20 protein-coding genes are annotated in these 17734 nt (G+C 59.2%); 13 read left to right on the top strand and 7 right to left on the bottom strand.

Annotated features, from left to right (window positions below):
- Positions 1 to 2: 2 nt before the first annotated feature.
- The gene (locus ETC27_RS06745; protein ID WP_136254253.1) at positions 3 to 896 is read right to left on the bottom strand and encodes a prenyltransferase; all 894 of its coding nucleotides are present in this window, start codon (positions 894 to 896) and stop codon (positions 3 to 5) included.
- Positions 897 to 1427: 531 nt separating this feature from the next.
- Here ETC27_RS06745 and ETC27_RS06740 point away from each other — a divergent pair.
- The 6 genes from ETC27_RS06740 to slyA all read left to right on the top strand — a co-directional run bounded on the left by ETC27_RS06740 (position 1428) and on the right by slyA (position 6302).
- Complete coding sequence (locus ETC27_RS06740) at positions 1428 to 1868, top strand: DUF411 domain-containing protein (protein WP_136254252.1); 441 nt, start codon at positions 1428 to 1430, stop codon at positions 1866 to 1868.
- A 350-nt stretch (positions 1869 to 2218) separates the two neighbouring features.
- The gene (locus ETC27_RS06735; protein ID WP_136254251.1) at positions 2219 to 2827 is read left to right on the top strand and encodes a CBS domain-containing protein; all 609 of its coding nucleotides are present in this window, start codon (positions 2219 to 2221) and stop codon (positions 2825 to 2827) included.
- Positions 2828 to 2933: 106 nt separating this feature from the next.
- Positions 2934 to 3923 (top strand): cation diffusion facilitator family transporter, encoded by a 990-nt coding sequence (locus ETC27_RS06730; protein WP_136254250.1) that lies wholly within the window; start codon positions 2934 to 2936, stop codon positions 3921 to 3923.
- Positions 3924 to 3988: 65 nt separating this feature from the next.
- Positions 3989 to 4387, top strand: a complete 399-nt coding sequence (gene crcB, locus ETC27_RS06725; protein ID WP_136254249.1) for a fluoride efflux transporter CrcB — start codon at positions 3989 to 3991, stop codon at positions 4385 to 4387.
- Between the two features lie 134 nt (positions 4388 to 4521).
- Positions 4522 to 5772 carry a DUF5924 family protein gene (locus ETC27_RS06720; protein ID WP_136254248.1) on the top strand — a complete coding sequence of 417 codons (1251 nt, stop codon included), beginning with the start codon at positions 4522 to 4524 and terminating at the stop codon, positions 5770 to 5772.
- A gap of 83 nt (positions 5773 to 5855) precedes the next feature.
- Positions 5856 to 6302, top strand: a complete 447-nt coding sequence (gene slyA, locus ETC27_RS06715; RefSeq protein WP_136254247.1) for a transcriptional regulator SlyA — start codon at positions 5856 to 5858, stop codon at positions 6300 to 6302.
- A 27-nt stretch (positions 6303 to 6329) separates the two neighbouring features.
- On the opposite strand, the gene ETC27_RS06710 is transcribed toward slyA, so the two are convergent.
- On the bottom strand, positions 6330 to 6872 hold the full coding sequence (locus ETC27_RS06710; RefSeq protein WP_136254246.1) for a preprotein translocase subunit YajC: 543 nt from the start codon (positions 6870 to 6872) through the stop codon (positions 6330 to 6332).
- A 204-nt stretch (positions 6873 to 7076) separates the two neighbouring features.
- Here ETC27_RS06710 and ETC27_RS06705 point away from each other — a divergent pair, with 204 nt between their 5' ends.
- Positions 7077 to 7529, top strand: a complete 453-nt coding sequence (locus ETC27_RS06705; protein ID WP_136254245.1) for a universal stress protein — start codon at positions 7077 to 7079, stop codon at positions 7527 to 7529.
- A gap of 93 nt (positions 7530 to 7622) precedes the next feature.
- Here the strand turns inward: ETC27_RS06705 and ETC27_RS06700 are convergent, their stop codons facing one another.
- Positions 7623 to 9581 carry an ATP-binding cassette domain-containing protein gene (locus tag ETC27_RS06700; protein WP_136254244.1) on the bottom strand — a complete coding sequence of 653 codons (1959 nt, stop codon included), beginning with the start codon at positions 9579 to 9581 and terminating at the stop codon, positions 7623 to 7625.
- Between the two features lie 209 nt (positions 9582 to 9790).
- Here ETC27_RS06700 and ETC27_RS06695 point away from each other — a divergent pair, with 209 nt between their 5' ends.
- Together ETC27_RS06695 and ETC27_RS06690 are read left to right on the top strand one after the other, a co-directional pair.
- A complete protein-coding gene (locus ETC27_RS06695) occupies positions 9791 to 10654 on the top strand; it encodes a TatD family hydrolase (RefSeq protein ID WP_240724834.1) in 864 nt (287 codons plus the stop codon).
- A 1-nt stretch (position 10655) separates the two neighbouring features.
- The gene (locus tag ETC27_RS06690) at positions 10656 to 11183 is read left to right on the top strand and encodes a hypothetical protein (RefSeq protein WP_136254243.1); all 528 of its coding nucleotides are present in this window, start codon (positions 10656 to 10658) and stop codon (positions 11181 to 11183) included.
- A gap of 60 nt (positions 11184 to 11243) precedes the next feature.
- Here the strand turns inward: ETC27_RS06690 and ETC27_RS06685 are convergent, their stop codons facing one another.
- Entirely contained in the window at positions 11244 to 11810 is a 567-nt protein-coding gene (locus ETC27_RS06685) for an elongation factor P hydroxylase (RefSeq protein WP_136254242.1), read from the bottom strand.
- 111 nt (positions 11811 to 11921) lie between these two features.
- Here ETC27_RS06685 and ETC27_RS06680 point away from each other — a divergent pair, with 111 nt between their 5' ends.
- The 3 genes from ETC27_RS06680 (at position 11922) to ETC27_RS06670 (ending at position 15252) form a co-directional block, all read left to right on the top strand.
- Positions 11922 to 13385, top strand: coding sequence for an MATE family efflux transporter (locus ETC27_RS06680; protein WP_136254241.1), 1464 nt, complete (start codon positions 11922 to 11924; stop codon positions 13383 to 13385).
- Between the two features lie 85 nt (positions 13386 to 13470).
- Entirely contained in the window at positions 13471 to 14478 is a 1008-nt protein-coding gene (locus ETC27_RS06675; protein WP_240724833.1) for a DUF3080 family protein, read from the top strand.
- Positions 14479 to 14565: 87 nt separating this feature from the next.
- The gene (locus tag ETC27_RS06670) at positions 14566 to 15252 is read left to right on the top strand and encodes a hypothetical protein (RefSeq protein WP_136254239.1); all 687 of its coding nucleotides are present in this window, start codon (positions 14566 to 14568) and stop codon (positions 15250 to 15252) included.
- Between the two features lie 39 nt (positions 15253 to 15291).
- Here the strand turns inward: ETC27_RS06670 and tusA are convergent, their stop codons facing one another.
- Positions 15292 to 15543 (bottom strand): sulfurtransferase TusA, encoded by a 252-nt coding sequence (tusA, locus tag ETC27_RS06665; protein ID WP_136254238.1) that lies wholly within the window; start codon positions 15541 to 15543, stop codon positions 15292 to 15294.
- A 57-nt stretch (positions 15544 to 15600) separates the two neighbouring features.
- Here tusA and ETC27_RS06660 point away from each other — a divergent pair, with 57 nt between their 5' ends.
- Positions 15601 to 15885, top strand: a complete 285-nt coding sequence (locus ETC27_RS06660; protein WP_136254237.1) for an antibiotic biosynthesis monooxygenase family protein — start codon at positions 15601 to 15603, stop codon at positions 15883 to 15885.
- Positions 15886 to 15962: 77 nt separating this feature from the next.
- Here ETC27_RS06660 and rlmM read toward each other — a convergent pair whose 3' ends face one another.
- The gene (gene rlmM, locus ETC27_RS06655; RefSeq protein WP_136254236.1) at positions 15963 to 17030 is read right to left on the bottom strand and encodes a 23S rRNA (cytidine(2498)-2'-O)-methyltransferase RlmM; all 1068 of its coding nucleotides are present in this window, start codon (positions 17028 to 17030) and stop codon (positions 15963 to 15965) included.
- An 81-nt stretch (positions 17031 to 17111) separates the two neighbouring features.
- Positions 17112 to 17549 carry a DUF2721 domain-containing protein gene (locus tag ETC27_RS06650; protein ID WP_136254235.1) on the bottom strand — a complete coding sequence of 146 codons (438 nt, stop codon included), beginning with the start codon at positions 17547 to 17549 and terminating at the stop codon, positions 17112 to 17114.
- Between the last annotated feature and the right edge of the window lie 185 nt (positions 17550 to 17734).

Genomic DNA, 17734 nt, shown 5'->3' with positions numbered 1-17734 from the left:
TCTCACTTCAGGCCCAGCGCCACCCCAAGCAATGCCAGCGTGCAAAGCAGGGCCGCCACATTGACGCCCAGCACCCTGGAAAGAGTCGCTGAGTCACCAAGGGCTGCAGGCAATCGCCTCGCCACCCATAAGGCGGCAGGCAACGGCAGCATCGCCAGCCAGGCGCTACCAGGCAACCAGCTCATCAGGACGCCCAGTGCCAGCAGCATATAGGCGCCTACCAGCAACCCAGCCACCCACTGGGCCGCCGCGGCAAGCCCCAGCGCGATAGGCAGATGGCGGCGCCCGACCCGGCGGTCCGCCTCCACATCGGGCAACTGGTTAATCAAAAGCAGTTCACTGACCAGCAGCAAGACAATGGTCGCCGCCACCAGCGCCGTCGCATCCACGACGCCGCCCAGCGCCAGCAAGGACCCCAGCACCATCAGCGGCCCAAAACCGAGCCCCGGTGCCAGCAGGCACCACCAGGGAAAACGAGTAATCCAGCGGGTATAGCCGATCACCAGCGACAGCCCGGCCACACCGATGACCAGGATCGGCCAGCCCCTTTGCCACAGGAAGTAGGTCCCGATCATCACCATCCCGAACAAGGCGACCATGGCCCACCAAGCCACCAGAGGCGCCGCACCGGGCTCAGCCGGCAGCGCCCCGCTACCACCCGAGAACGGCGTGCGGGTGGTGATCAGGTCGAGGCCTGAGCGGAAATCGTCGAATTCGTTGAGCAAGTTTACCCCTGCATGAGCCAGCAGGCCCCCGAGCACCACTAGGCCAACCTCATGACGCTGCACTCCCCCTTGTTGCTGCCAAGCCATGGCAATGCCCAGCAGGACGCACAAGGGGGCTAGTACCAGGAAGTTAGGCCGTGAGGCACGGATAATGGCACGGCTGAACGACATCTACCCTCTCCAGTTGGAATCGATGGTTACGCAGGGCCGCGGCGCCATGTTTTATTCGCGCCGGGCCCTGAATGTCACTTGCCCTGCCCCAGTTTCGCCGACAATCCCGGGTATTCGCATGCCATTTCAGGCCGAGCCAGTAAATTCCCCCTCTCTTCTTGCGCTGGATCAAAGCCAGTTTCTCCGATCGCATCTAGCCTTCCGTCATCAAGGTCAACGACATACGGGGCAGGAGACATGGGCCACAGGACGATTTCCTCTGCAGCTGTCGGCAGGTGGCGTGGGAGTCGCTGGCATGGATCGCCCAGGGCAACGGTACGATCGGGAATAAACCATAACGCAACAACGTCATGTCAGATGAGTTGATCATGACTGACAGAACGGCGATGTGGCCCCCAGCCATATTATTTAACTTGACCCTTGGGTAAGACATCGGCATTACGCTATTAGGACTAACCAAGTGAATCAGCGAGAAGGGCTATCGCCCTGGTTATGAACAACCGCCCCATCACCCCGAGAGGCCATGTCGCCATGCAAGCTCAAGTGAAAGTACTTTATCTCGCCGGCAGCCTTCTGCTGGGCGCTAGCACAGCGCACGCCGCCCTGCCGGATAGCGCCCGACTCTTCAAGAACCCGTCCTGTGGTTGCTGTGAAGCCTACGCCCGTCATCTAGAGGCAAGCGGCATCGATGTCGAGATCATCGACGACGAGCCCATGGGTGAGATCAAGCATGCAGCTGGCATTCCCTACGGCCAGGGATCCTGTCATACCGTCATGATCGAAGGTTACGTCATCGAAGGGCATGTTCCCGTCGCGGCACTCGAGAGGCTCTTCGAGCAACGTCCCGATATCGACGGCATAGGGCTTGCCGGCATGCCCCAGGGCACACCGGGCATGCCGGGGCCGCAGCGTGCACCCTATGAGGTGTATCAATTCACTGACGGGCAGGCTACGCCGTTTATGACCCTTTAACCGGACTCACCGTGAGTACGACGTAAACCAGCCCACCCCACCGGCGGGACAATTTCACAGTCTCGTCCCGCCAGGCCGCCTTCAGCATCCCCTCGTCGACACGCCTTGCCTTCCGGCATCACCGGCTCATGCCCATCTTTTGACTCAGGGCTTTCTTGCTAAAGAAGCCTTGAAGCGTGACGGCCGTCGTCCAACGGGCAGAGCACAAGGCCGGGACGTCCAACTCCGCCGAGAGTCAAGATTGACAGCGGGGCTTAAGAAAGCCTTAAGATAGTTATTGTAAGCTAGCTAACTTAATAGCCCCGTTGCTCATTGCCTTGAGCACCGATTTCAAAGAAAGGAGCGCCCTCATGCCGGATATGTCGCACCCAACACTGTCGCTTGAGTCTCTCGCCGGTGACCTACCGATTGCCGATCCCGCGGTGCCACTGTCGCACCTGACAATAGATAGTCCAGCCAGCTCACTGCTCACCGACTTCACCCAAGTTCGGGCACGCACGATCGGCACGGAGACACCCGCCGAAGAGGCCCGCCTGATCATGCAGGCTAGCGGCGTGCGCCTACTGCTAGTGGCCGATGCCGATGGACGCTGCCAAGGGATCGTCACTGCCAAGGAACTGCTCGGCGGACGCCGGACGACCCAGGCCATGCAGACTCACCAGATTGCCCGCGCCGACGTAACCGTGGGCATGGTGCAGTCTTCCTGCTCGACGCTTCATGCGCTGCCGCTGTCACGCCTGTCACATTTGACTATCGGCAAGCTAGTCCAGGCATTGCAGGCTCATGGCGACCAGCACTTGCTGATCGTCGACCATGACGAACAGCAGCAACCCCGCCTGCGCGGCCTGATCTCGGCCTCAGACGCTGGACGTGCCTTAGGCATCGAACTGGGACAACTGCTCAGAGAACCGCATAGTTTCGCCGATATCTGTCGCGTCATGCTCGGTCATGAGCTGTAAAGCGCCAACACTGAAGGGGTTCATAGCCTGATAGACCGTGATAGCCTAATGGACATTGACACATTCCGGCCCCGAGCCGGAAAGGCCACACCACACAAGGCGCTTCATGGCACACGATCATGCTCATGGCCATCACCATGGTCATCATCACAGCGATAGCGATAGCGAATCCAGGCTCCTATGGGCGCTAGTGTTGACCGGCACTTTCATGATCGCCGAAGTGATCGGCGGAGTACTCTCGGGTTCGCTGGCACTGTTGGCGGATGCTGCCCATATGCTGACCGACAGTGCCGCTTTGGGGCTGGCATGGTTTGCCTCCCGATTGAGCAAACGTCCCTCTGACAGACGCCGCACCTTTGGCTACCATCGCGTGCAGGTGCTTGCTGCCTTCGTCAACGGCCTGGCGCTGATTGGTCTAGTGATCTGGATCGGGGTTGAGGCTGTCGGCCGACTAGTCAACCCGATGGATATTCAGGCCAATACCATGATGGTGGTCGCAGCCCTCGGCTTGGCGGTCAATTTGGTGGTATTCGCCATCCTCCATCTTGGTGATCGCGACAATCTCAATGTCCGTGGGGCGGCCCTACATGTGCTAGGGGATCTGCTCGGCTCCGTGGCCGCCATCATCGCCGGCGCCGTGATCATGGCCACCGGATGGATGCCGATAGATCCCCTGCTGTCTGTGTTGATTGCGGCACTGATACTTCGCAGCGCCTGGACACTAACGCGAGAATCCGCTCATATACTGCTCGAAGGCACGCCGGAAGGCCTAGACGTGGATCAGCTCGAGCAGGATATCCCGCATCAGGTCATGGCGATCTCCGAGGTACACCATGTACATGCCTGGTCGCTCACCCCGGCCAGACCGATGGTCTCGCTGCACGCCACCCTGGTTGACGGCATGGATAGACAAACGGCCCTGATTGCCATCAAGGCGCGGCTGCATGAGCACTTCGGTATCAGCCATGCCACCATACAACTTGAGGCACCAGACCACTGCCTGGACGCGCAGGGTAATGACGGCTGCGGGGAAGCGGAAACATCGGCGCATCAACAGCCAGCCCGTTGCCATGCGGACCCACACACGCACGAATAACGCAGGCCTGGCGTCACAGCGATGCAACTCAACCGAGCCTCTTAAAACAGTGCACAAGGATTACCATGTGGCTCTCGATTCTCGCCGTTAGCGGCGGAGCGGTACTGGGCGCCAACGCCCGCTGGCTGCTGGGATTATGGCTTAATCATTATTACCCGGCCCTTCCGCTGGGCACCCTGGCGGCCAACACGCTCGGCGGCTACCTGATTGGCCTCTTCGTGGCGTTATTCAGCGAACATCCCCAGCTTTCACCGGAGTGGCGACTCTTTCTCGTCACCGGCCTGTTCGGAGCCCTGACCACCTTTTCTTCCTTTACCGCAGAAATACTGGCCAACCTTCAGGCGGGTCGTCAGGGCCTGGCACTGGCTGGCATCGCCCTTCATCTCGGTGGCTCGCTGATTTTCGCCTGGCTAGGCATGTTGAGCGTCACCCTGGCGCGCAACCTGATAGGGGCCATGCCCTGACGGGAAACGGGAGCCATCAGATCCTCCGCTCCGGCCTGTCGCTTGATTGCGACTCCCGGCACACGGTTGTGGCTGGTAGGATTGAGCCTTGCTCCAACTGAACCGGTCCCTTTATGAGCTCCGAACGGCCCTCAATGGAGAAGCCTGCTACTGAGGCTTCTTCCGAGCCGAATACAGCAGAACCATCAGCGCAAATACCGCATGCCGAGGCCCACGCGCCAGCCCAACAGCACACGGCAAGCTCACGGCTGGTTGACGGTCAAGCGCGTATCACGGCCCTCAGCCAACGCCTGAGGCCCTATGTCTGGCTCTGGCCGCCCATTGCGTTCAGTGCCGGTGTCGCCAGTTTCTTCCTGGTGGACCGCCAGCAATGGCTAGGCGCTGCATTGGCGCTGGCGATGCTGATGGCCTGGCTACTGCTGCTTTCGGAAAGCCTGATACAGAGACGATTGGCCAACCACGGTTATCCTCATCTTCCGCGGGGCGTGACTACCTTCATCGCTCAGATGATTCACCAGGAGACGCTGTTCTTTAGCCTGCCATTCCTGTTGGCGACAACCGTCTGGTCCAGCGGACAGGCCGTATTCACGGTGCTCTTCATGGCGCTTGCCCTGCTATCGGTGCTTGACCCACTTTACTTCCGTCTCGCGGAACGGCACCGCTGGTTATATTTCGCCTTCCACGCACTGTGTGTGTTCGTGGTGATGTTGGTCACCTTGCCGATAATGCTGCACCTGACGACCGGCGAGAGCCTGGCTATCGCACTGGCCGTGATGGTGATATTCGCTGTGCCGAGCCTGGTGAATCTATTACGCCCGAAGCGAGTCAGCAGCTGGATGGCGATGATCGGCCTAGCGATGCTGCTGGCGGGTGCCGGCTGGGCCGTGCGGGGCTGGATTCCCCCGGCCAACCTCTGGTTGAGCGGCTACGCCCTTTCACCCGGGTTCGTGGTATCAAGCCGGAGCCCCAGCGGCGAGATGGCCTTGACCAACGAGGCAGTGACATCACGCGGGCTCTACGCCTATACCGCCATTCGCGCGCCACGCGGCCTGAGTGAGACGGTCTATCACGAATGGCGACATGACGGCGAGCTGATCGACCGAATTCCGCTGGAGATACGAGGCGGACGTGCCCAGGGGTATCGAGCCTGGACACATAAACAGAATTTTCCAGAAAATCCCGCAGGCCACTGGCGGGTAGATGTCATGACGCCATCCGGTCAACGGATTGGTATCGTGCGTTTCACTGTGGGCGAAGCACCTGATGATGTGCAGGTAGTCGATGGTACTATTCACATACCGCGAGGGTTGCCCGGCCTCGACTGGCGCCAACTGATCCCCGACCAGAAAAGCGAGACTGATGGCTCCCTGCTCGAAGACAAGTGATCAATTTTTCACCAGCCAAGGGGTTGCATTGCCCAGAACAAGCTCGGACAATGAAACTATTAGCTGGCGAACATAGGGCTACAATGGAAAAAAATATTGGATTCAAGCTGGCACGCCTACCAAGACTCTGGCGAGCCATACTCGACCAGCGACTGGCGCCACTTGGGCTAACACAGACCCGCTGGGTCACTCTTTATCACCTTTGGCGGCTGGGCGATGGACAGCCGCAATGCGACCTCGCACGGGCAATTGGCGTAGAAGCCCCCTCGTTGGTGCGCACCCTGGATCAGCTTGCCCAACAAGGCCTGATTGAGCGCTGCCCCTGTGATCATGATCGCCGCGCCAAACGTATTTTCCTGACGAAAGATGCCGCCCCTCTCCTCGAGGAGATCGACAGCGTCGTGGAAAAGGCACGGGTCGAGATGCTTGACGGGTTGAGTCATGAGGACATCGAACAATTCGATGCCCTACTGTCGCGCATCGAAGATAACGGGCTGAGGATTCAGTCTCGGGATGAAGTCACGGCCTAAGCCAGATCTGCCCTCTGAATGATAGCGTCATCGACGCGCCTGATCTCGCATTTCACGAACGCCAAGCTTGCGGGGCGCCGGTTCATCCGGTCGCCCGGCAAGGTGCTGTTGAAGGCTCGACAGATTTTCGCGGTGGTGCTCGAAGGCATCTGCACCGAGCGACTCCCCCCACCACAAGGTCAGCGCATCGCGGCTCGACTCCACGACTTGAGCATCCACCGGCAATTCGCCAAGGGCTAGCTCAAGCATTGCCAAGGCTTCACCAGGCAGAGGCCGAAGCGGCTCGATGCGCCAGCGCCAGCCATGCATGAAAGGCTTGAGGGCATCGCTTGCCACCGCTTCACGCACCAGCACGAAGCGTGGCCCAGGGTACTCGCCGGGATACATCCAGCGATAGCTCGCCATCCGCCCACCCTCGTGCAGCGGCGAATCGCCCAGCTTCACCTTGACCCCGGCGTTGGTCACCGCCTGCCGCAAGCGGCCCATGCGTTTCTGCTGGGAACTAGGTCGCAACCACATCATTGGTGACAGCATCAGCCCTATCACCAGGGCAATAATCAACCACACCATGTCTACCTCTATCTATGCAGGAAGCGACCAAGCCCGAACGACGAAACGCCGAGCGATGAGATGAAATAACCACCAAAGGAGCATCTCGATCGACCCAAATTGATTCACTTAAATGTGCTAAAAGATTGATATAAATCGTTGTATCGAGCCAGAGCCACGCCTAGAGTTGGGGTAGGCCCATCTACTTTCCACCGGGAGGCTCACATGAGCAACGAGTATCGTCATATCCTGGTCGCCGTTGATCTGACCAAAGATTCTCACAAGGTACTGGAACGAGCGCTGCCAATTGCTGATCGCAACAAGGCCAAGCTGTCTATCATGCATACCCTAGAGCCGCTGGGCTTCGCTTACGGCGGTGATATTCCGATGGACCTGACCAGTATTCAGGACCAGCTAGACGAACACGCCAAACAGCGCCTGGCCGAAATTGCCGATCCGAAAGAGGTCGCCAAGGAGGACCAGCACGTGGTGGTCGGCATGCCCGACACTGAAATTCATCGCTTTGCCGAGGAGCATGATGTCGACCTGATCGTTGTAGGCTCACACGGTCGACATGGCTTCGCGCTTCTGCTGGGCTCAACGTCCACTGGCGTTCTGCACGGTGCAAAATGTGATGTGCTGGCAGTGCGCGTTGGCGAAGATGACAGCAAGGAATAACGCTTCAGTGCCGCGTGACTGACAGCTCACATTCCTTAGATCCAAACGCAATAGCGGCGCCTAATTAGGCGCCGCTATTGCGTCGGCCTATGCTCAGGCCTCGCCAGCCGCCATCGCCTCGAGTTCCATCCAGCGCTCCATGGCCTCATCAAGCTCACGCTGCTTGGTGGAAAGCGCGTCCAGTGTCGTGGTGACCTGCGCCGCGTCCTGCTGATAGAAGCTCGGATCGCCGGTTCTGGCTTCGAATTCCGCGACCTCACTCTCCAGGCGTTCGATCAATGCCGGCAGTTGATCCAGCTCTCGCTGCAACTTATAGGAGAGCTTGACCCGCTTGGTATCGGCGGGTTTAGTGTTCGCCTCATTGGCAGAAGGTGCCGGCTCGCCACGCGCTGCCTTGGCCTCGCTGGGCGATTCGACCTTCGCCCGGCCTGCTGCATTGGCCGCATCAAAGTCCCATGGCGCGGGGGGAAGTTTACCGCCCTGGCGTACCCAGTCGCTGTAGCCGCCAACGTACTCGCGCACGATGCCGTCACCTTCGAACGCCAACACGCCGGTGACGACGTTATCCATGAAGGCCCTGTCGTGAGACACGAGCAACAGGGTGCCATCGAAGTCGAGCAATAATTCTTCGAGCAGCTCCAGGGTCTCGACATCCAGGTCGTTGGTCGGCTCATCGAGTACCAGTACGTTAGCAGGCTGAGTGAACAGCTTGGCAAGCAACAGGCGGTTCGATTCGCCGCCCGATAGGGCCTTGACCGGCTGGCGGGCACGCTCCGGGGTAAATAGGAAGTCCTGGAGATAGCTGATCACGTGACGATCCTTGCCACCTACAGAGACCCTATCGCTGCCCTGAGCCACGTTGTCGTAGACGGTCTTTTCCAGCTCGAGACCGGCACGCAACTGGTCAAAGTAGGCCACCTGCATCTTGGTGCCCAACTTGACCTTGCCTTCCTGGGGCTCAAGCTCACCCAGCAAAATCTTGAGCAGCGTGGTCTTGCCTGCACCGTTACGACCAATCAAGCCAATCCGGTCGCCGCGCTGGATCTCGAGGCTCAGGTCGCGAACCACGTAGTCACTGCCGAAGGCCTGACTAACGCCCTTGAGCTCCACCACCTGCTTACCACTGCGCTCGCCGGTGTCGACCGAGAGATTCGCCTTGCCCTGACGCTCGCGGCGCTGGCCGCGTTCGCGACGCATCTGTTCAAGCGCTCTGACACGCCCCTCGTTGCGCGTACGACGTGCCTTGATGCCCTGGCGGATCCAGGACTCTTCCTGGGCAAGCTTCTTGTCGAATTCGGCGTTTTCGCGAGCTTCGACTTCCAGCTCATGCGTCTTCTGTTCCTGATACTTGGCGTAGTCTCCCGGGTAACGCCCCAGGCGCCCACGATCCAGCTCGAGAATATTGGTGGCCAGGCGCGACAGGAAGGCGCGGTCATGGGTAATGAACAGCACGGCGCCGTTGAAGGAAGCGAGCTGCTCCTCAAGCCAGGCGATGGTGTCCAGGTCCAGGTGGTTGGTGGGCTCGTCGAGCAGCAAGAGATCTGGCTCGGCAACCAGTGCCCGGGCCAGGGCGACACGCCGCCGCCAGCCGCCGGAGAGTGCCTCCATGGCGTCGTCGGCCGGCAGACCCAAGCGAGTCAGCACGGTATCGATCCGCTGATGGAAGGACCAGCCGTCGATCGACTCAATCTGGGTCTGCAGACGCTCCATGCGCGTCATATCGGGGTCCGCATCCATGATCAGGTGATGATACTCGGCGAGCAGCGAGCCGGCTTCTGGCAGGCCCTGGGCGACGACATCGAAGATGGTCTCGCCCGACGCATTCGGCAGGTCCTGCTCAAGCACGCCGATCTTCAGTCCCGGCGCTCGCCAAAGGCTGCCGCCGTCGGCCAATACCTCGCCCGAGATCAGCTTGAGCAGCGTCGACTTGCCGGTGCCGTTACGGCCCACCAACGCCAGACGCTCACCGCGCTCCAGCACCAGATCGGCGCCATTGAGAAGGACCTGAGGCCCGTAGGCCAGTTGCAGCTGTTCTAGACGTAGCAGGGTCACGCACTTACCTCTTGGTGTTCGTCATTCGGCATGCCGCGTAAGCACGCACTAGTATCCCTAGTGTACCGCGGACGGTACCCATTCGTCGGCCCTTGCATCGCCCCTTGCATCGCCCCTGCCATGAGACTCACCGGCATCGCGTGTCATACGTGACCATGTTGGCACCGGGCGGGTACAATGCTTGCCCATTTTTCGATAGGAAATACCCCTTGGCCGACTCCACCGCCACCTTCGACGACGTATTGCCCGAGGCACTGCGCTTTCGCTCCCCGGCCCCGCTAGTGGACATCGGCGCCAACCTCACTCATGAAAGCTTCGGTCGCGACCTCGACGCGGTGATTCATCGCGCGCGAGCCGCCCATGTCGACACCCTGATTCTCACCGGCACTGACCGCGAGCATGCCGAGCAAGCCGTGGCACTTGCCCGCCAGTATCCGGGACTCTATGCCACCGCCGGCATCCATCCGCACGATGCCAGTAGCTGGAGTCCCGAGCTTGCGCGCGCCATGGCAGCGCTGCACCAAGAGCCAGAGGTGGTCGCGGTCGGCGAATGCGGCCTCGACTTCAACCGCAACTTCTCCACTCCTGCTGATCAGGAGCGCGCCTTCGAGGCGCAACTGGGGCTCGCTGCCCAATCCGGCTTGCCGCTTTTCGTCCACGAGCGCGATGCCGGCCGGCGCATGCAGGAGATACTTCATGCCTGGCGCGATGATCTCAGCCAAATAGTGGTGCACTGCTTCACCGGCGAGCGCGAGACACTCTATGGCTATCGCGACCTGGATCTTCACATCGGCCTCACGGGCTGGCTATGCGATGAGCGGCGTGGCCATCACCTGCGCGATTTGGTACGCGAGATTCCGCTCGATCGACTGATGGTCGAGACCGACTGCCCCTATCTCGTGCCGCGCAATCTACCGGCCAAGCTCAAGGGGCGTCGTCACGAGCCGGCCCTGCTGCCGTGGATTGTGCGCGAGATTGCCCACTGGCGCGGCATCGATGAACAAACACTGGCCGAGGCAACGACCGCCACGGCCCGCACCTTCTTCCGACTACCTGCTGACAAGGATTCCTGACATGGCCGATGTTCCGGGCTTTATTGCCGTCGAGACCGGCGAAGAAGGCGGTCTGCCGCTGGCGATCGCGTGGTCACTGAGCGACGGACGTATCAAACACACCCTGATCCAGCCCGATAGCGACTGGCTTGATGACGACATGGTCGCGCTTGGCGACTATAGCCAGGAAGAGCTTGAGAGCCTGGGGGTCAGTGCACTTGATGTGATCCGCGAGCTTGAAACCGATCATTTCAATGCCACGCTCTATACAGCAGGTGTCAGCGATGACGAAGCGGCGCTGTCGCGGTTATTCGAGACCTTCGGCCTAGATCCCTTCGTCGAAATGGCACCCGCCGAGTCGCTCTACCCAGACCTTTCGCCCGGCGAATGGTCACGTACCCGTGGAGAGCTATTCGCCCAACTGGGCCTGGAGCCAATGAGGCCTGAGCAGGAAGTCGAAGTCATGTTGATGCTGCATCGCCGGCTTGTACTGGGTGAAGACACTGAATTCGGCCATGACGGCAGTCACGACATCGACCTGGAAGATTAGCCGGAGGCACAAGAGCCTGAATAGCCAACAACCCCAAACAGCAATAGGCCGAGGGGGCATTCAGGCCGTGTCGTGCTCACACAGCTTCGCGAGCCTGCGGCGTCCAAGGGTGATCGCCGCGGGCAGTGACTGGCCTTCCAGATAGAAGGCTTGCAGAGCGTCACGAAACGCCCGAGCGCGCTCAGGCAGCCCTTGGGCATCGACTCGGGTCGCCCGCGCCTCCACCCGAGTTCGGAATCCCTCCCGGTCAACCGTCACGTCCCCCAGATTGTCGACGCTCACGTTGAAAGGCAGTCCACAGGCCCGTGAGAACAACAGTTCCAATGCCTGAGGGGCCACTTCCACTGCCTCAAAGGCTTGCTGTTGCATGGAATCGCGGCCGTCCGGCAAGTACCAGTAGCCATAGTCCTCAAGCTTGCGGCGCTGTGCACCCGCAATGCACCAGTGGCTAACCTCGTGAAGCACGCTTGCAAAGAAGCCTCGCGCGAATATCACGCGATGATGCTCGCAGTCGGCATCCGCAGGCAGGTAAAGCGGCTCATCGCCGCCACGCACTAGGCGGGTCTGGTAGCTGGGGTAAAAGAGGCCATCGAACAGGGCGATGACGTCCTCTAGGCGATGGGGCACAGCAACTCCGGGTGGCGAAACGACGAAGCGCAGTATAAGGGCCTGGTGGCCAAGCGAAAACCACTGCCGATTGCTAGACTACGGTTCCGCCCCAGGAAGGGGCTAACAGCCATGATTGAAAAGGAGTTGTCGTTGTCCTCTCCCACCTCGCTGTCCCGGTGGTATACACAGACCCGCTTGCTGATGGGGCTGGCCTTGCCCATCTGTGGTGCGCAACTCGCCCAGGCTGGCATGAGCACCGTCGATGTCATCATGACAGGTCGGCTCAGTGCGACCGACCTGGCCGCCGTCTCGGTGGGCTCTAGCCTCTGGCTACCGCTGATGCTGTTCATGGCCGGTACGCTGATGGGGCTGACGCCCATCGTTGCTCAGCTACTTGGTGCAGAACGCACCGAGACCATCCGTTCCCGTGTCCACCAAGGGCTATGGATCGCACTGGCGATGGGACTGATCGTTGCCGTATTACTGCATCAGGCGGTGATGCCGATTTTCACCTGGATGAGTGTGCCGCCGGCTGTCGCCGAACGCTCCTCGGCCTACCTGGCTGCCGTGGCCTTCGGCATGCCCGGCTCGGCACTCTTCATGGCGCTGCGGGCCTTCTCCGATGGCATGAATCATACCCGCCCGGCACTTTGGATCAGCCTTCTGGGGCTCGCCGTTAACATTCCCTTCAACTATTTGCTCATTCACGGCGGTCCCGGCCTGGTCGAGCTTTTCGGCGAGCAGTTACCAGCCACCATCAAGACTCTGCCTGCCCTAGGCGCTCTTGGTTGCGGCATCGCCACGGCGATCTCGATGTGGGCCATGGCATTGGCCATGCTGCTATATACGCGCCAAAGTCGTGCCTATGGATCGGTGGCGCTGTGGCAGTCGCTGACAAGGCCACACGTTGGCCATATCCGTGAACTGCTTTTTGTCGGCGTACCGATTGGCGTATCGATCTTTGTCGAGGTCACCCTGTTCACCTTGATCGCGCTGTTTATCGCCAGCCTCGGTGAGGTGGTCGTCTCGGCACACCAGGTTGCCCTAAACGTCACCTCGCTCCTGTTCATGCTGCCGCTGTCACTTGGCATGGCACTGACAGTTCGCGTTGGCAACACACTAGGGGCCGGCTATCTGAGCATGGCTCGCTTCGTTGCCTGGCATGGCATTGCCCTCAGCCTCTTGATCGCGCTACTCAACAACGTGATTCTGTGGCTCGCCGCAGAGCCCGTGCTGGCGCTTTATACCCACAACACAGAGGTACAAGAGGTCGCGCTCTCACTTATCGGCCTGGCCATGATCTATCAGATTTCCGACTCCTTGCAGGTGAACATGGCCGGCGCACTGCGCGGCTACAAGGACACGCGCATCATCATGATCATCACGCTGATCGCCTATTGGCTGGTCGGACTTGGTGGGGGACACTTGCTGGGTATTGGCGCACTGCCCGGTCTTGAAGCCCCGCTCGGCGTTCATGGCTACTGGATCGGCCTGGTGGCTGGCCTGACGGTGGCGGCCGTGCTACTGGGCTTGAGACTCCAGACAATCAGCAAGGCGGTGAGCAATGGAGAGCGCACGATTCAGTCAAACTAGTGATCACATAGAAAGACGTGAACCCTGGCGCTTCAGCAAGAAGCCTATAACCTGCCTTTTCATATGGCTCGGACTATTGATTGCCTTGGGGCTTTCGCTCACCGGCTGCGAGCGTGGCAAGGAGGCTGATGCGCTCTTCACAACATACCAGCAACGCCTCGCGACTGCTTTGGACGCTAGCCCCCCGACGCCGGCCTCGCCCACCAACATTCCAGCCTTTCCCGATGCTGATGACCGTCTGTTCGAGCTTCCGGACATCAGAGAGGGCATGCTCGATATGTATGCCCTTCGTGAGTGCCGAATAGGCGTGCTGGTCGCCAACCGTAACAACCAGCTCGGCAAGGTAGCCGCCCCCAGCCAGCGCTGGCTATATGAGCTCAAGCTATGGCGTCGCCTCGAGGCCTGCACTAATTCGGACGTGGCACAGCAGTTGGATGACGAAGATCGCCAGCGCTTGGAACGACTGACCCGCACCAAGGCCGAGCGTATGCCGATGGCAAGCTGGAATGCCCTCTTCTCGTCTGAGGAGTGGGTCGGCAGCTTTTCCCGAGCGAGTGGCCCACTGCCTCCGGATGCACTTGCCATCCCCACTGAAGCACTAGCGGCACTGCACTACCTGCGCACCATGACCACCCGGCAACTTGATACTGACTGGCAACCCGATTCCGCCACGCTTGAGCAACACCTAAAGACATTGCGCGAGGCTCCTCTGACTGCTCAGGTATTACGCAGCCTGCAGCTGGCAAGCCTGCGACTCGAAGAAGCGAATCGCCTGTATGCTGCCGCTGAGACAACAACCTCTTGCCCACTAGTAGATGTCAGCCGCCTGGATACCGTCAAAGACTATGTCGAAAATGAACTCCACTCCTACCTTGGTGGGCTGAGCCGGCTGGCCGGCACCTGGCTAGGTGCCGTCGAGGCCCTACTCAACGCACAGCAGGTGGACCGCGAAGCGATCACTGAATATCGCCATCGGTGGCTGTCATTGAACAATCCCACAGCTCCCTGGCAACGCTATCTCAACGCCCGGGATACCCATCGCAGGCACTGGTTACGCCTATTACGCCTCTGCAGCAATGACAAGGCGACATAAGGAAGGCTTAACTTTCATACACCGATTGTGCTAATAGTAAAGCTAGGCCAGTTAAATGCCGTGATGACGCGCTTAAGGAGGGTTGTGATGGGAATTCCGATGTCCCGCCCCGCTCAGGTCATCGACCTGGATACCATGCGAAAGCGGCAACGCGCCAAAAAACGGCTAGTCCGGTTATCTCCGGAACTGGATGGGCTGGAAATGCTCTACCAACTGGCTTCTGACCCGGATACGTTTTACAGCATGCCGCTTCTCGCTTGGGGCATGCGCGAAGACGGGGAAGTCGTAGGCCTGGTGCCATGGATGGAGGCCCTGACGCCCTGCCACCAGTTGGATGATCCCCAATGCGGTAATTTCGTTGGGTACCGAGACCCAGAAACCGACGAGGTCTTCCAAAGCGCCCCTGACCACAAGGTTTACGAACTAGAGCATGCCGCCGCCTATTTCGACTACGAAGAAACATTTGAATCGACCTTGATCCAGCAGCTTCCGGACACCTTGGGCACTCACGCCCTGTGCATGGATGACGAAAATGAACCCTGGCAACTCAAGCAGGTATTCGGCTGGCGGCTCTACAACAGTGGCGAAATCGAAGCATTACTAGTAGACGAACATCTCATAGAGTCGACCCCAGTGGTGGCAGGAGACGCCTGCCTGTATGCCGGCCATAGCCGCCACCAAGTGGTGTACTTTTTCCAGCGGGTTATCGCCAACCGGATCAAGCAAGAAGATCCAGCGACGTTGGAGGCACTGGCATTGATGGTCAGTCATTGATCGCCAATGAGGCAGATAGCGACGAGTTACACTTGGCGGTTAGCCGAGGCGAATTAGATAAAGATACGTCTGTTCGCTCTCGTGCTGATAAATAAGTTCGTGGCCCAGAAAACTGCAGAACTTCGGGATGTCCCGGGTCGTTGCCGGGTCGGTAGCGACCACCTTGAGAATCTCGCCCTGACTCATGTCACGCACCTTGTTGTGCATCATCATGATGGGCTCTGGGCAGTAAAGACCACTGGTGTCCATTTCGACGGTGTGATCAGGCAGGTTGTCAGGGTAATCGGGCATTGGCTTCTCACTTGGGGGCCAGGTGAAAGATTACGTTGAAGGAGATGGATCAGTACCATGATAAAAGTACTCATCAGGCGCCGCATCATGCCTGGACTCGAGGAAGAATACGACCTGGCGGCGCGCAGTGCCATGCGAGCTTCGATCAACGCCAACGGATTCATTGCCGGCGAAAGCCTGTGCGAACGACATTATCCCGAGCGACGCCTTCTGATTACCCAATGGCGTGATCTCGCCGCCTGGAAAACCTGGTACCGAAGCACCGAACGCGAACAGGTCATGCAATACGTCTTGCCCCTGCTCGTCGAAGACGAGGAGGTCAGCCTCTACGAGCACTGCTGAGTATTACGACTCTAGGTCACCATGCCAAGAATGGGCTCTGTACACCTTGGAGCCCATTACCATCATCGTACGCCCGCTTAGTGCTTCAGGCGCACATGGACGGTAACCTCTTCCCGGTCATGATATAAATGACGACAGCGGATATCGGCTGCTACACCGGCCTGCTTGAGCTGCTCATCCAGTCGTGACAGACACCGTGAAACTTCAGCCCAGCGTTGTTTCATCGGGAGCTTGAGATTGAACACTGCCTCGCGACACCAACGTTTAATTAGCCAGCGCTCTACCATCTGTACTACACGAATCGGCTTGTCGACGATATCGCAAACCAGCCAGTCGAGGCGATTGGGAGGTGCCCAGGTAAAGCCGTCTTCTCGGAGATGATCGACCTGACCGGTCGCCATTAGCCCCTTGTCCATTGGTCCGTTATCAATCGCGTAGACATACATGCCTTGCTGCACCAGCTGCCAAGTCCAGCCGCCCGGCGCTGCGCCGAGATCGGCGGCCTGCATGCCCTCCCCTAGTCTGATTTGCCACTCCTCACGCGGCACAAAGACATGCCAAGCCTCTTCAAGCTTGAGGGTCGAGCGGCTAGGCGCATCCTTGGGAGAGCGCAGTCGCAAGATGCCCCCCAGCCGCTCGCTGCGATTGCCCGGAAAACTCATACCTATCTGCACGCTATCGCCCGCTGTCCAATAGAGATGCAGGCGCCGTCCACCGGCCTTTCGCCGGAGAGCACCCCGCTTTTTCAAGGTAGATTCGAGCGGACGCGTGAGCGCCTTGATCAGGCCGCTCAAAGCCTTGCCATCATTGGTGTCCGGGGTTTCCTGCCACAGGCTTTCGAAGCTCCAGCCACTGGCTGCCACCTGCTCGATGATGGGCGTCAGACGGTCATCCCGGGACAGGTCCTCAAGGGGTGTAAGGGCTATCAAGCTCTGTCGAGCAAACACCAGGGACTCAAGAGGCATCTCGCGATGCAACGCATTAGCGGGTTCGTCACCAGTAAGAATAAAGCGCACGAACCCGCCGTTTGGCGTTGCCTGAGGGTAACCTGACCAGCCTAGGTGAGCCGTCTTGTGGGCAACCTCTGCGCTGAGGTCATTCTCGAATCCCGGACGGCAATAGAGCAGCAACTGCTGGGAAATCATGTAGCCTCCTATTAAGGGGCGCTAGTCTAGCCGTCGCCTGCCAAGGCCACAAGCCGATCCCCCGACATGAACTCCCGCACATCAACGATCATCAGCGCTCGATACCTTGTCGCTCAGAGGCGATTTGTGACGCTCCAGGGCTTCAATGTCCTGCAACTGCACGTTGAGAGCGTTGGTTGAAATCATTACTTCCCAGAGCGAGAAGACTAACGATACCGACAAACTGATCAGACTGATGCCAAACAGCACCATGCCGAACAACTCAAGAGACAAGAAGAGCGCAAACATCGAAAGCGTACACAGCAAGAAGCTGAACACCCCTGCCATCTGCATGCGCTTGGTCAGGGTGATGCGTTGGCGCAACAACAGAATTTGGCGCGCTGCCACCTCATGATGCGAATTCCGTTCCTGTTCTGCCAGCTTGCGAATCAGCTGGGCCAGGCTCAGGAAACGATTCGTATACGCGAGCAACAACAGGGATATAGCGGGGAACAGTAAGGCCGGAGTGGTCAACGTCAAGGTACTCTCCAAATGCGATTCTTACCAAATTCTTTCCTTGGCCACAGGCGATGCACAAGGATTTAGACTTTAGTCGCATTATACGCGAGTTAGAGATTTATTTGTCGACATAAAAAAACCCCGGCCTGTGAGGGCCGGGGTTCTTTCAGTGTAAGTGCCTGACGATGACCTACTCTCGCATGGAG

The organism is Onishia niordana (genome assembly GCF_004798965.1).
In the GTDB taxonomy this organism is placed as follows: domain Bacteria; phylum Pseudomonadota; class Gammaproteobacteria; order Pseudomonadales; family Halomonadaceae; genus Onishia; species Onishia niordana.
Note: the sequence above shows the minus strand (reverse complement) of the source record. Positions and strands in the feature narration are given on the sequence as shown.